12 protein-coding genes are annotated in these 13,784 nt (G+C 70.3%); 2 read left to right on the forward strand and 10 right to left on the reverse strand.

All coding sequences use genetic code 11. The features are described from left to right. Nucleotides 1-14: 14 nt before the first annotated feature. Nucleotides 15-1,178: an acyl-CoA dehydrogenase family protein gene (locus tag MRBLWH11_RS02205; RefSeq protein WP_116634107.1), complete on the reverse strand. Its 1,164-nt coding sequence runs from the start codon at nt 1,176-1,178 to the stop codon at nt 15-17. Nucleotides 1,179-1,331: 153 nt separating this feature from the next. Then, nucleotides 1,332-2,264 carry a M15 family metallopeptidase gene (locus MRBLWH11_RS02210; RefSeq protein ID WP_116634106.1) on the reverse strand — a complete coding sequence of 311 codons (933 nt, stop codon included), beginning with the start codon at nt 2,262-2,264 and terminating at the stop codon, nt 1,332-1,334. A gap of 90 nt (nt 2,265-2,354) precedes the next feature. Here MRBLWH11_RS02210 and MRBLWH11_RS02215 point away from each other — a divergent pair, with 90 nt between their 5' ends. Then, nucleotides 2,355-3,362 carry an aldo/keto reductase gene (locus tag MRBLWH11_RS02215; protein WP_341946508.1) on the forward strand — a complete coding sequence of 336 codons (1,008 nt, stop codon included), beginning with the start codon at nt 2,355-2,357 and terminating at the stop codon, nt 3,360-3,362. A 257-nt stretch (nt 3,363-3,619) separates the two neighbouring features. Here the strand turns inward: MRBLWH11_RS02215 and MRBLWH11_RS02220 are convergent, their stop codons facing one another. The 8 genes from MRBLWH11_RS02220 to MRBLWH11_RS02255 form a co-directional block, all read right to left on the reverse strand. Beyond that, the gene (locus tag MRBLWH11_RS02220) at nt 3,620-5,134 is read right to left on the reverse strand and encodes an aldehyde dehydrogenase (NADP(+)) (RefSeq protein ID WP_341946509.1); all 1,515 of its coding nucleotides are present in this window, start codon (nt 5,132-5,134) and stop codon (nt 3,620-3,622) included. Further along, nucleotides 5,131-6,321, reverse strand: a complete 1,191-nt coding sequence (locus tag MRBLWH11_RS02225) for a fumarylacetoacetate hydrolase family protein (protein WP_341946510.1) — start codon at nt 6,319-6,321, stop codon at nt 5,131-5,133. Before MRBLWH11_RS02225 ends, MRBLWH11_RS02220 begins: the two co-directional genes overlap by 4 nt. Nucleotides 6,322-6,489: 168 nt before the next feature. Further along, entirely contained in the window at nt 6,490-7,260 is a 771-nt protein-coding gene (locus tag MRBLWH11_RS02230; RefSeq protein WP_341946511.1) for an enoyl-CoA hydratase/isomerase family protein, read from the reverse strand. Continuing rightward, nucleotides 7,257-8,447: a hypothetical protein gene (locus MRBLWH11_RS02235; RefSeq protein WP_341946512.1), complete on the reverse strand. Its 1,191-nt coding sequence runs from the start codon at nt 8,445-8,447 to the stop codon at nt 7,257-7,259. Before MRBLWH11_RS02235 ends, MRBLWH11_RS02230 begins: the two co-directional genes overlap by 4 nt. Next, nucleotides 8,444-9,670: a CoA transferase gene (locus tag MRBLWH11_RS02240; protein ID WP_116634101.1), complete on the reverse strand. Its 1,227-nt coding sequence runs from the start codon at nt 9,668-9,670 to the stop codon at nt 8,444-8,446. The genes MRBLWH11_RS02235 and MRBLWH11_RS02240 overlap by 4 nt, the downstream gene beginning before the upstream one ends. A 23-nt stretch (nt 9,671-9,693) precedes the next feature. Beyond that, nucleotides 9,694-10,761 carry a Gfo/Idh/MocA family oxidoreductase gene (locus MRBLWH11_RS02245; protein ID WP_341946513.1) on the reverse strand — a complete coding sequence of 356 codons (1,068 nt, stop codon included), beginning with the start codon at nt 10,759-10,761 and terminating at the stop codon, nt 9,694-9,696. Next, the gene (locus MRBLWH11_RS02250; RefSeq protein WP_341946514.1) at nt 10,758-11,717 is read right to left on the reverse strand and encodes an MBL fold metallo-hydrolase; all 960 of its coding nucleotides are present in this window, start codon (nt 11,715-11,717) and stop codon (nt 10,758-10,760) included. The genes MRBLWH11_RS02245 and MRBLWH11_RS02250 overlap by 4 nt, the downstream gene beginning before the upstream one ends. Continuing rightward, the gene (locus tag MRBLWH11_RS02255) at nt 11,714-12,868 is read right to left on the reverse strand and encodes a mandelate racemase/muconate lactonizing enzyme family protein (RefSeq protein ID WP_341946515.1); all 1,155 of its coding nucleotides are present in this window, start codon (nt 12,866-12,868) and stop codon (nt 11,714-11,716) included. Before MRBLWH11_RS02255 ends, MRBLWH11_RS02250 begins: the two co-directional genes overlap by 4 nt. Nucleotides 12,869-12,979: 111 nt before the next feature. Here MRBLWH11_RS02255 and MRBLWH11_RS02260 point away from each other — a divergent pair, with 111 nt between their 5' ends. Next, nucleotides 12,980-13,726: a FadR/GntR family transcriptional regulator gene (locus MRBLWH11_RS02260; RefSeq protein ID WP_341946516.1), complete on the forward strand. Its 747-nt coding sequence runs from the start codon at nt 12,980-12,982 to the stop codon at nt 13,724-13,726. Nucleotides 13,727-13,784: the final 58 nt, after the last annotated feature.

The raw sequence follows: 13,784 nt of genomic DNA on the forward strand, positions 1-13,784 counted from the left end.
GATCAGCGCACTCCTTACCGCTTCCCCGCGATCTGCCGCCCGACGATCTCGCGCATGATCTCGTTCGTGCCGCCGTAGATGCGGTGCACGCGGGCGTCGAGGAAGGCGCGGGCGATCGGGTACTCCGTGATGTAGCCGTAGCCGCCGTGCAGCTGCACACCGGTGTCGAGGACCTCCCACTCGCGCTCGGTCGCCCAGAACTTGACCTTCGCGGCCTCTTCGGCCGAGAGCTTGCCCTTCGAGTAGGCGAGCAGCGCGCGGTCGACGTAGGCCCAGAGCGCGTCGACCGTGGTCGCCATGTCGGCGATCTTGAAGCGGGTGTTCTGGAAGTCGATGATCCGCTCTCCGAAGGCCTCGCGGTCCTTGGTGTAGGCGACCGTCCAGTCGAGCGCGGCCTGCGCCGCTGCGGCTCCGGCGACGCCGATCGACAGACGCTCGAGCGGCAGGTTCATCATGAGCTGCACGAAGCCCTTGCCCTCGACGCCGCCGATGAGGTTCTCCTCAGGCACGAACACGTCGGTGAACGAGAGCTCCGCGGTGTCGTGACCCTGGAAGCCCATCTTGTGCAGCTTCTTGCCGTGCTCGAAGCCCTCCATGCCGTCCTCGAGCAGCACGAGGCTGAACGCGTCGGGACGGTTGCCCTCGCCGGTCTTCACGAACGTGACGACGAGGTCGGCGGTGGCGCCGGAGGAGATGAACGTCTTCGCGCCGTTGACGATGTAGCCGCCGTCGACCTTCTTCGCGGTGGTCTTGATGCCGCGCAGGTCGGATCCGGCGCCGGGCTCGGTCATGGCGAGAGCGCCGACGACCTCACCGGTGGCCATGCGGGGCAGCCACTTCTCCTTCTGCTCCTGCGTGCCCATGTGCACGAGGTACGGCACGGCCAGGTCGTCCTGGATGCCGAACGCGCCGGCGAGCGAACCCGCCCCGGCCGCGATGACCTCTTCGTTCACGACAGCCCGGAAACGGTAGTCCTGCAGCATCCCTGCGCCGCCGAACTCCTCGGGAACCGACAGGCCGATGATCCCGGCCTCACCCGCCGCCAGCATCGTGGCCCGGTCGACCTCGCCGTCGGCGTCCCACTTCTCGATCGTCGCGTTGGTGACGTAGCGCTTGACGAAATCCTTGACGAGGTCGCGGAATGCCTCGTGATCCTCTTCGTAGATGTCGCGTTCCATGCGATCCTCCTGAACGTGTCGTGCCTCATTGCTCCGGCGATTCTATGTCCGGATGCCGACGCGCGCAGCAGGTCATTGTGAGAATGCATCCCACAGATGGTGGCACTGGGTACCGCACTTGTGGGATGCCGCAAAGTCGGCCGTCCCGCCGGTTCAGTAGAGGTAGTCGGGCGCCGCCGGCAGCCCGAAGAACTCCTCGAGCGTGTGGTATCCGCCCGCGTGATAGGCGGCTGCGAGGTCGACGCCGACATAGCGGAGGTGCCACGGCTCCGGCGTGTACCCGGTCACCGGAGTGCCCACGCCCTCATAGCGGACGATGAACCCGTACTCCCACGCGTGCGCCGCCACCCAGTCGCTCTGCGCCGTCGCGCCGAAGTCGTCGAGCCCTCCGCACCCCCCGCCGCACGCGACCACATCGAGTGCGAGCCCCGTCTGGTGCTCGCTGTGCCCGGGTCTCGCCGATCCGGCATCCGCCCCCTCCTGGCCCTCGGCGCGGACGTGCGCATCGTACGTCGACACCTGCAGTCCGTAGGAGCGGTAGCCGTTGTTCGCTCCGATGACTCCGACGCCGGCCGCCGAGGCCGCCTCCGCCATCTGACCGACCGCGACCGCGACATCCGACCGCACCAGCCCGGAGAGCGTCGTCATCTGCAGCGGCACCGAGTCCAGCCCCGCGGGTTCGAACTCGACCGGATCCAGCGGTCGCGTCTTGTTGACGACCACCCAGAGGCGCGACGGATCGCTGAGAGAGATGCACGGCGCGTTCCCGGCGACGACCGCGGCACGGAAGTTCGCGCCTCCGCCGAAACCGGCGATGGTCGCCGCGTCGTCGCCGCTCGCGAGAGACTCCAGCACCGAGGGCTCGGCGCACGGATCGGCCGCGACGGTCGCCCCGACCTTCACCGTCGGCACCTGCACCACCGCGACCGGCTCCGGCATCGACGAGGGCTCGACCGTCGTGTCCATCGGTGCGGACGCGATCGAGAACAGCATCCCGATCGCCGTCACGGCGACACCGATGGGCAGAGCGGGACCGCGGATCGGGGAGCGCGGAGCCGCGTGCTGGGCGTGCGGCGAGGAGAGCATCGCATCCATTGTCCCCCGTCCGGACCGTCGCGCGAGCACGGGTTGCGGGAGCCATTGGTAATTCATCATACGTCTGGGTACGCTGGCATCGTGCGAGAAGAAGAGCCATCAGAGCGGATGCCGACGGTGCGGCTGCGTACCGGAACCCCCCTCACCCGCTTCGGTCTGGGTGGCGCCCAACTGGGGAACCTCGGCCGCGTCACGACCGACGAGCAGGCGCGCTCCGCCGTCGACACGGCCTGGGAAGGCGGCTCGCGGCTGTTCGACACCGCCCCGCACTACGGGCTCGGCTACTCGGAACGCCGTCTGGGCGAGCTGCTCGCCGAGCATCCGCGCGACGAGTACGTGCTGTCGACCAAAGCCGGGCGCACACTGGTGCCGCAGGACCATGCCGAAGGACAGCTCGACGACGGGGGCTTCGCGGTACCCGCCGCCTACCGCCGCGCGTTCGACTTCTCGCGCGACGCGATCCTCCGCGGCGTCGAGTCCAGCCTGGAGCGGCTCGGCGTCGACCGCCTCGACATCGTCTACCTGCACGACCCCGACGACCACTGGGCTGTGGCTTCGACGGAGGGCATCGGCGCGCTGATCGAGCTGCGCGACCAGGGCGTCGTCCGATCGGTCGGCGTCGGCATGAACCAGTCCGCCCTGCCTGCCCGCTTCGTGCGCGAGACCGACATCGACGTCGTCATGCTCGCCGGACGCTACACGCTGCTCGAGCAGCCCGCGCTCGCCGACCTCCTACCCGCCGCGCTCGCGCACGGAGTCGGCATCGTGAACGTCGGCATCTACAACTCCGGACTGCTCGCGCGGCCACGCGTCGCCCCGGATGCGACCTACGACTACATCCCGGCTCCGCCCGCGCTCATCGCCCGAGCCAACGCGATCGCCGACGTCTGCGAGGAGTTCGGCACGGACCTGCCGACCGCGGCCATGCAGTTCAGCCTGCGGCATCCGGCCGTCTCGTCGGTGGTGCTCGGATGCCGCGACGGACGCCAGGTCGCCGAGGGGATCGAGCGTCTCGAGGTCGACGTCGACGGCGCGCTCTGGGACGCTCTCATCGCGCGCGGGCTGCTGCCGGAGGGCGTCTTCGGCTGAGCTCGCGCGCTACGCCCGCCTACCCGCCCGCACGTCCGCACGACATGAAGGAGATCTCTTGACATGAAGGAGGCCTGGCGGCATTCACTCCTTCATATCGAGAGATCTCCTTCGTTGCGCGAGGTCGCGCCTGGCCCTTCGACAAGCTCAGGGACCCAACGACCGCAGCTTCAGGGATCCAGCGACCGTGGGGTCGCTGAGCCAGCACCCGCGGGTCGCTGAGCCAGCACCCGTGGGTCGCCGAGCCAGTCGAAGCGTCAGGAACCCGCGAGCCGCAGCACCCCGTCGACCCGGCGCGGCACGTCGACCGGGCCATCGCGGAGCTCGTCCGGGAGGACATCCACCGGAGCATCCTGCCACGCGAGCGGACGCAGGAACCGTCGGATCGCCGTGACGCCGACCGAGGTGTGCTGCGTGTTGGTCGCCGGCCAGGGACCGCCGTGGTTCATGCCCCACGACACGCGCACGCCGGTCGGGTAGCCGTCGTAGACGATGCGGCCGACCAGGTCGCGGGCGGCATCCGTCAGCTCTCCGCGCACGGCGCTCTCATCCGACGCCGAGTGGATCGTCGCGGTGAGCGAGTGCGGCACGGCCTGGAGCGCGTCGCGCACCTCCGACACCGTCGAGTACCGCATCACGACCACGAGCGGCCCGAACGCCTCTTCCGCCACTGCGGGAGTGACATCCTTCGCATCGATCTCCAGCACGGCCGGCGTCAGCGAGAACCCGTCCTCACCCGCTCGGGGGGCGACGAGGCTGCGCGCTCCGCCCTCTGCGATCAGGCGCGTGCGGATCTCGTCGAACGCCCCGTGGATGCGGGAGTTCAGCAGGGTCTGCGCCGCAGCATCCGTCGCCCGGGCGACCACGTCGGCGACGAGTGCGTCGCCCGCCGCGCCCACGGGCACGAACGCGACACCCGGCTTCGTGCAGAGCTGCCCCGCCGAACCCGTCACCGAGGTGAAGAGTCCCTCTCCGATCGCGGCGGTGCGCTCCGCCGCCGCACCCGGCGTGATCACGAGCGGGTTGAGGCTCGACAGCTCGCCGTAGAACGGGATGGGCGTCTCGCGCTCGTCGATGATGCTCTGCAGGATCTTTCCGGTCGAGAGCGAACCGGTGAAGCCGACCGCCGTGATGCGCGGGTCGGCGACGAGCTGCGATCCGGCCTGCTGGCCGTAGACGATCCCCAGCGTGCCCGCGGGCGCACCGTAGGCGGATGCCGTCCGCGACAGCGAGTCGAACGAACGCTGCGAGGTGACCAGGTGCGAGCTGTGCGCCTTGATCACGACGGGGCAGCCCGCGGCGAGCGCCGACGCGGTGTCGCCGCCGACCACCGAGAACGCGAACGGGAAGTTGCTGGCGCCGAACACCGCCACGGGGCCGATGGGCACGAGCATCCGCCGCACATCGGGACCGGGCCCGAGCGGGGTGTCCCCCGCGTGATCGATCACGGCTTCGAGGTAGCCGCCCTCGTCGACGGCATCCGCGAACAGCCGGAACTGGAACGCGCTGCGCGACAGCTCGCCGTTCAGCCGCGCCTCGGGCAGCCCGGTCTCGGCCAGCGCCGCTCCCACGAGCGAGGCGCGGTCGGCCTCGAGCCCGTCGGCGAGCGCCCGGAGCAGCCCCGCCCGCCACGCGCGCGGCCGGGACCGCAGCTCCGTGAACGCGGATGCCGCCGCCTGGGCGAGAGCCGCGACGCCCGCGGCATCTGTGGGCTCGATGTCGGTGGCCGACGTGGCCCCGGTGCGGGGATCGGTCGTGGTGAGGGTGGTCATGCACTCGTCCTTCCGAGCAGGCCCCGCTGCGCGAGGTTGGCCATGAGGGCGCCGATGCCGAAGCTCCACGGCGCGAGTTCTTCGCTGTGCTGCACGCGGTTCACCAGGGCACCGAGGCGCGGGGAGGCGATGCGCACGACGTCGCCGACATGGTGCGTGAAGCCGTGGCCCGGCTCGTCGCGGTCGTCTGTGGGGGCGAACATCGTTCCCAAGTACAGCACGAAGCCATCGGGGTAGGCGTGGTGCGCGCCACTGGCCTGCCGCGCGAGATCGGCGGGGTCGCGGCTGATCTGCGCCATGTGCGACGACGCCTCCATGCGGAAGCCGTCGTCGCCGTCGACCGAGAGGGTGACGGTCTCGGAGCGCACGTCGTCGAGCCCGAAGCGGTCGTCGAACAGCCGGATGAAGGGACCGACGGATGCCGATGCGTTGTTGTCCTTCGCCCGCCCGAGCAGCAGGGCGGAGCGCCCCTCGATGTCGCGGAGGTTGACGTCGTTGCCGAGGGTCGCGCCGACGATGGCCCCGTTCGACGCGACCACGAGCACGACCTCGGGCTCGGGGTTGTTCCACTTCGATTCGGCGAGCACGCCGACGTCGGAGCCCGCGCCGACCGTGGCGAGCACCGGGGCCTTGGTGAAGATCTCGGCATCCGGTCCGATGCCGACCTCGAGGTACTGGCTCCACAGGCCTGCGGCGATGAGCACCTGCTTGAGGCGCGCGGCCTCGGGCGACCCCGGCACGAGGTCGCGGATGTCGCCGCCCAGCGCGTCGAGGATCGTGGCGCGGATGCCGTCGGCCGACTCGGCCTCGCCACGGGCGCGCTCCTCGATGATGCGCTCGAGCATCGACACGGGGAACGTGACCCCGGATGCCTTGACGACCTGCAGGTCGATCGGCGACAGCAGCCACGGAAGCGCGTCGTCGCGGGCATCCGGTGCGGTGTTCGCCCAGACCTCGTCGAACGATCCGATGACGGGACCGTCGGCGGCGCGCACGGCGGATGCCGGGTCGGCCGTCTCGGTCAGCGAGGCCATGGTCGGGAACGTCGCCGACAGGTCATGCAGTCGGCCGTCGCGGAGCACGACCACGGTCGGGCCCTCGGGCAGCTGGACGCGTCCGACGAGCAGCGCGTCCGCGGCATCCGCCGGCAGCACGTCTGCGGCATTCCCGGTCCAGTTCTCGGTCATCTGATCCTCGTCTCCCACATTCGGGCGGTCGGTGTTCGCGGGTCGGTGTTCACAATTCAGCAAGAATCTGCGCGAAGGAGCGGTTTCGGCCGCGGTTCGCCCGAACGGGCCGAGGTTTGGCTGAATTGTGACCGGGGGTTCCCGCAGCCGCGCCTCGACAGATGCGCATCAGCGCCGCCGGAAGACGCCGGGGCGCTTCTCTGCGAACGCCGCGCGGCCCTCGGCGGCATCCTCGGTCGCGAACGTGATGCCCTGCATCTCGCGCTCGTACGCGATGGCCTGGTCCTGCGGCAGGTTGAACGCCGCGCGGAGGTTCGCCTTGGCCGTCTCGGCGGCGATCGGCGGGCGGGACGCGATCGTCGCCGCGAGTTCCTGCGCGCGCTCGATCAGCGCGTCGGCCGGGACCACCTCGCTGATCAGGCCCCAGGCCAGTGCGCGCTGCGCGTCGATCGGGTCGCCGGTGAGCAGCATCAGCGCCGCGTTGCTCGCGCCGATCGAGTTCGCGAGCAGCACCGACATCCCGCCGCCGCCGATCCAGCCGAGCTTGATCTCGGGCGCGGCGAAGCTCGCGGTGTCGGCGGCGATGCGGATGTCGCAGGTGAGCGACGCCTCGAGCCCTCCGCCGAACGCGTATCCGTTGACGGCCGCGATCACGGGCTTGCGGAGCTCCCTCAGGGCATCGCAGTAGTCGCGCCTGTTGCGGAAGTCCCACGGCGTCTCGTACTGGTCGAGCGTCGAGATGTCGCTGCCCGCGCTGAACGCACGGCCGGTTCCGGTGTAGACGACGGCTCGCACCTCCGGGTCGTCGTTCAGGTCGCGGACGATGCGCACGAGCGCGTCGCTCATCTCCTGCGTGACGGCGTTCAGCTTCTGCGGCCGGTTGAGCCGCACGGTCGCGACGTGCCCCTGATGCTCGACGACGATGAGTTCCTCGGTCATGGTCGTACCTCCTGGAGGGATGTCGAAGCGCCGGCCCCCTGGGTCGCTGAGCCTGTCGAAGCGCCGGCCCCCTGGGTCGCTGAGCCTGTCGAAGCGCCGGCGAGCGGAGCGAACCGCTCCTCGAGCTCGCCGAGCGCGCCGTCCGCGGACCGCTCCCCCGCGACGACAGCGCGGACGACGGCGGATGCCGCGGACTGGAACGGGATGTACCCCGCGACGCGCGGTCGCACCCACGAGGCCTCGATGGTCGAGAGGGTCTGCGAGTAGAACCCGTGCGCTGCCGCGTCGACCGCGGCATCCGTCCAGGCTGCCCGCAGGCCCGGCTGTCCGTCGTGCTGCGGGATGAATCCCGTCTGCACCTCGCCGCTCAGCAGGTGCCGCAGATGCGCGAGCAGCGCGGACGACGGCTCGGACCGCCGGGTGACCGCGATGCCGGTGCCGCCGATCGTCGAGCCGATCCTGCCCGCGAACGCCGGTGCGGGGCCGAACGCGAGCGTCGGCGAGCTGTGGGTCACGTACCCGTAGACGAGGGGGATGTACCCGATGTCCCCGCGATCGCGCAGACGGTCCAGCAGACCGATCGGATTCAGCAGCTCCGTGCCCTCCGGCGCGTTGGCGGAGAGCCGGGTGAGCAGGTCGAGGGCGCGCAGCGCGATGTCGTGGTCGAAGAGCGCCGACCCGCGACCCGGATCGTCGCCGAGCGACACCGCGATCGAGCACAGTGAGAGGAACGCGTGCGGGCCGGCGAGGCTCGTGGCCACGAGGCCGCGCTCGGCCAGCACCAGAGCGTCGTCCCAGGTCTGCGGCGCGTCGACGACGAGGTCGCGCCGGCGAGCGGACACCTGCGTCGCGGCATCCAGCGGCAATGCCCAGAGTCGCCCGTCCATCCGGTACGAGGCGATGCTCGGCCCGACGGCGGCATCCGCCCAGGCACGCAGCTGATCCTCGTCGAAGAGCTCGTCGAGCGGACGGATGCCGTCGCTCGCGAGCGCATCGCCGAGATGCGGATGATCGAGCACGAGCAGGTCGTAGTGCCGCGCCAGCTCATCGATCGGCGCGGACTCGAATCCCTCCAGCGACTGCACCTCCCAGCGCAGGGTGTCGCCGTCGCGGAGATCTCCGGATGCCGCGTCGAGGGCGTTCCGCCCGCGCGGGTGATCCCAGGTGAGGCCGACGTAGTCGGTCACGACGACACCGCCACCGGCACCGCGGTCTGCGCCACGGCACCGGAATCCAGCAGCTCCTGCGTGCGCTCCGGCGTGACGCCGAGCTCGGCGAGGATCTCGGCTGTGTGCTCGCCGGTCAGCGGCGCGCCGCGATCGATGCGCGCGGGGGTCTTCGCGAACCGGTACGGGAATCCGGGCGTCTTGATGTGCCCCTCGGTCGGGTGCTCGTACTCGACGAAGGTGCCGTTGTGGATGATCTGGGGATCGTTCACCAGGTCCTCATAGCCGTAGACCGGTCCGACCCACATGCCCGCAGGGAGCAGGGTGTCGAGCCAGTGCTGCGTCGGCTGCTCGCGCAGATGCTTCGCGACCGTCGCGTAGAGCTCATCGCGGTGCGTCCAGCCGTGCACCTCGGCGTCGAGGCCGCGGAACGACGGCTCGTCGAGCACCTCGCCCAGCTTCTCCAGATCGGCGAACCCGAGCGCGAGGTAGCCGTCGGTGGTGGCGAAGATGCCGTAGGGCGCACGGATGTAGACGTGCGCGTTCGGCTCGGTGCCGCGCTGCTGCGGCACCCCGCCGACCGTGTACACGCTGAGCTCCTGCATCTGCAGGGTCGTGAGCGCGTCGAGCATGTTCACCGTCACGAGCTGCCCCTCGCCGGTGCGCTCCCGGTGCAGCAGCGCGGCGAGCACCGCTTCGAACGCGGTCGACGCCGTCACGGCATCCGCCAGGTACTGGCCGGCAGGAGACGGCGGCTCGCCTTCGCGTCCGGCGGACAGCATCGCGCCGCTCATGGCCTGCAGGATGAGGTCCTGTCCCGGACGGTCCTTGTACGGGCCGTCCTCGCCGTAGCCCGACATCGAGACGTAGACCAGCGAGGGGTTGATCGCGGAGAGCGATTCGTAGTCGAGACCGAGGCGCGCGGCGACCCCCGGACGGTAGTTCTGCAGGAAGACGTCGGCTCCGGCGATGAGGTCGCGGACGACCTCGCGTCCGGCATCCGATTTGAGGTCGACGGCCAGCGAGCGCTTGTTGCGGTTGAGGGAGAGGAACGAGACGTTGATCTCGTTGCCCTTCGCTCCGCCGGCCGCGGCGAAGCGCTGCCACTCGCCGGCGGTCGGCTCGACCTTGATCACGTCGGCGCCGAGATCGCCGAGCCGCTGGGCGGCGAAGGGACCGGCCATCGCGATCGAGCAGTCGATGACACGATAGCCGTCGAGGATGCTGCGGGGAGTTTCGGACATGACCTACCTCGGGTGCGGGGGTTTCAGACGGGGGTGTCGACGCCGCCGGCGGCGGACGACCGCAGCAGCGCGTCGATGAGCTCGACGGAGCGCGCGGCGACCGTGACATCGGAGTTGTTCTCGGTGCTCGCACCCGTGATCAGCTCGATGAAGCGCGCCGGCGGGATCAGGCACTCATACTCGCCCTCGCCCTCCGCGATCGCGACCTCTTCGCGGCGACCGTCGTAGCGGCTGAGCGTGACGCGCTCGCGCTCGACGTCGATCATGAGCACGCCCTCGGTGCCGAACAGGCGGATGTCGACCTGGTACTTGTCGCCGTCGGCGAGCGTGGCGGCGCCCGACAGCGAGCCGATCGCGCCGCCTGCGAAGCGGATGACGCCGGCGTCGAACAGGTCGACCGGCGCACCGGCGGTGATCACCCGACCGGCGACCGAGGCCGCCCGGAGACCCGTGAGCCAGAAAAGCAGGGCCGAGGAATGCGTGATCTGCCCGTGCGCGTACCCGCCACCCTTCTCGGGGCTCGACCAGGTGCGCGGGTCGGGTGCGGTGTCGGAGTTCCAGCGCTCGAGCATGTGCGACGGGTCGGTGCCGAAGAGCCCGCGCGTCGGCGAGGCCATGTGGCACATCGCGTACTGGATCTCGCCGATCGCCCCCGACTCGAGGATCCGCCTGGCGGCGACCGTGAACGGCTTGTAGTTCCAGCCGTAGGGGACGAGGAAGACGGTGCCTGCCCGCTCGGCCCGCGCCGCCAGGTCCCAGGCTTCGTCGGCGTGCAGCGTCATCGGCTTCTCGCACAGCACGTGCAGCCCGCGGTCGAGCGCCTGAGCGGCGAGAGGATGGTGCAGATCGTGCGGGGTCGAGATCACGACCGCGTCGATGTCGGCATCCAGCAGTTCGGTCGCGTCCTCGGTCGCGAAGGCGAAGCCGAATCTCTCGCGGATGGACTCGAGGCCGTCGCCCTTGCCGCAGACGCCGACGAGCTCGACGTCGTCGCGTGCTGCGAACAGCGGGAAGTGGTTGCTGGTCGCCCACCAGCCGGCGCCGATCGCGCCGAGACGGACCTTCCTGCCGACCACCGTCGACGTGCTCACGCGATCCACCGCCATGTGCGGATGCCGTCTCTCTCACCCTCGACGACCCGTCCCCGGGCGACGAGTCGCTCGAGGTTGCCGGTCATCGGGAAGATGAGGTACTCGGCCGCGGCCTCCGGCCACGGACCGAGATCGGGGGCGGCGCGGTGGATGAGGTCGAGCGAGGTGAGCTCCACCCCCGAGGCCAGCACCTGCTCGATCACCCGGTCGACGCGCTCGGTGTAGGCGAGGGAGTCATCGAGGAACTCCCCGACGGCTGCCCCCTCGTACACGGGATAGTGCGCGGTCAGGAGAAGGTCGGCGTCGAGAGCCCGCAGACGGCGGATGCTGTCGACATACGCGACCGTGTCGCGGTAGGTCGGCGGGAACGCGGCGCGACCGTCGGCTGTCGGCACGGTCTCGCCCAGCACGGCGTCGGAGATGAGGAGCGTGTCGTTCTCGGCATCGCGGAGCGCCAGGTGACCCGGCGAGTGCCCGGGCACCGACAGCACTTCGATCAGGCGGTCGCCGAGGTCGAAGGTCTCGCCGCCGTCGAGAGACCGGTGCACGGGGACCAGCCCCGTCGAACGACGCACCTCGGCCGTGGTCTCGGGCGGGTCGTCGAAACGGTCACGGGCGGCGAACTCGCCGTAGCGGCCGGAGATGAGCAGCTCGACGTCTTCGGTCATCGGCACATCGGCGCGGCCGGCGAGGAACTCGGCGCCCGGAGCGATCGCGGCCAACGCGGCGTTGCCGCCGGTGTGGTCGAAGTCGCAGTGCGAGCTGATCACCCAGCGGATGTCGGTCGGATCGAACCCGATCTCGTCGAGGTACGGCAGCAGGGTGCCGGGCACGGAGTCGGCGACGCCGGTGTCGAACAGCAGCGCGCCGTCGGGACCGGTGAGCAGGTACATCGCGATGAACCGCTCGCCGAGGGGCGCCACGATGCGATGGATGCCGGGACGGAGCTGCATCATTCGCCCCAGGCGCCGTTGTCGACCAGGCGCAGACCGGCGCGCGGAGAGCGCACGTGGGGTCCCGCCGGCTCCTGCCAGTCGGCGTCGCTGCGCGCCTTGAGGATCAGCGCCTCGTCGACGTCGATGCCGACGCCGGGTCGGTCGCCCAGCACGATGCCGCCGCTCTCGAACTCCTGGTCGAGCGTGAGCCCGAACGGGGATCCGAGATCCTGCACCTCGGCGGAGAGATGGTTCGGCACGGCCGCGGCGGCCGCGGTGACCGTGTGGTTCGCAGTGAGGCCCACCGGGCTCACCGGCAGGTCGCGGCTATGCGCGGTGACGGCGACGCGGAGGAAGTGGGTGATGCCCCAGACCGCTCCGGCCTGCACGATGTCGGCGCCACCGGCGTCGAGCAGCGGCCGGTACTGCTCGAGGCCGGTGAGGTTCTCGCCGGTCGCGACCGACGCCTTGATGGCCGCGCTCAGTCGTGCGTGGCCCGCGGCATCCCATCGACGGAGCGGCTCCTCGACCCAGGTGACGTCGAGATGCTCCTCGAGGGCGCCGACGTGGCGGACGGCCTGCTTGAGGTTCCACGACTCGTTGGCGTCGAGCATGAGCGCCGGCGGCGCGCCGTTCGCGGTGAGGAGGTCGGTGAGGATGCCGAAGCGACGCAGATCCGCCTCGACGTTGCGACCGCCCTTGAGCTTGGCGGCGGTGTAGCCGCGATCGGCGAAACGGCGGTAGAGCTCGGCGAGCTGCTCGTCGGTCAAGGCAGCGTCGAGGCCGGAGGCGTAGCCGGGCACGAAGCGGTCGCCCGCGCCGAGCAGACGCCAGAGCGGCTCGCCGGCGAGCTTGGCCTTGATGTCCCAGAGCGCGGTGTCGAAGGCGCCGATGCCGCCGAAGGTCGCACCGCCGTGCGACGACTTGAAGACCCGCGCGAGCATCGCGTCGTAGAGAGTGGTGACGGCCCGGGGGTCCTGCCCCTCGATGGCCGGGAAGAGCCGGTCGAGATCGGCGTGCGATCCCATGCCGACGCCCTCGACGCCCTCGTCGGTCTCGAGGATCACCAGAGGGACGTCGGTGACGCCGGATGCGATGAATCCGTTGACGTCGCCGACGGGCCGCCCCCAGTCGTGGACGGTGCGCAGTGTGCGGTAGCCGGTGATCTTCATGTCGCCCTTGAGTGTGAGAGATCGAGCAGTACTAAACACCATACATCATATGTCTGGGGTTTCGCGAGTGTCCGGTGTCGAGCGGGCAGGGACGTGAATAGAGTGTCTGGCATGACCCTGCCCGCAGATCCCGCCACCGCCGGTCGCGCACGCACCCCGATCGACCGCATCGGCGCGACCGTCCTGAAGGAGCTCGTCCAGTCGATCGTGACCGGCGAGTTCGGCCCCGGCGACCTGCTCCCCCCGGAGAGCGTCATCAGCGTGCAGTTCGGCGTGAGCCGCACCGTCATCCGCGAGACCATGAAGCGTCTGCAGGAGAAGGGCATGGTGACCGTCGCCCAGGGCCGCGGCACGCACGTGAATCCGTCGACGAGCTGGAACGTGCTCGACCCCCTGGTGCTGTCGACGATGATCACGAACGACTCCACCCTCGGCGTCCTCGACGACCTCAGCGTCGTCCGGGGCGCGCTCGAGGCCGCGATGGCGGCGGCAGCAGCGACCGCCGTCGATGACGAGGCGCGGACCCGGCTCCAGGACGACCTGGCCGCGATGGCCGAGTGCGTCGACGACTCCGCCGCATTCCGCGAGGCCGACCTGCGATTCCACCGCTCCGTCATGGAGCTCTCCGACAACGCGCTGGCCGAGAACATCGCCCGCGTGCTGATCACGCACGCCGTGTGCAGCGATCGCTTCACGGGCATCGACCCCGCGCACGCGTTCGAGCTCACCCTCGCCGAGCACGAGAAGATCGTCGAGGCGATATCCGCCGGCGACGCGGAGGGCGCCAGGGTCGCGATGAGCGCGCACATCCTCGGGTCGTGGTCCCGCCGGCGCCTGCCGTCCGAGAAGCGCGCCTGACGGCATCCGTCCGGCCTACGCGAGAAACCCCTGAACATCAGTCATGTGACCTTTGCTT

It is taken from the genome of Microbacterium sp. LWH11-1.2 (assembly GCF_038397745.1).
In the GTDB taxonomy this organism is placed as follows: Bacteria; Actinomycetota; Actinomycetes; order Actinomycetales; family Microbacteriaceae; genus Microbacterium.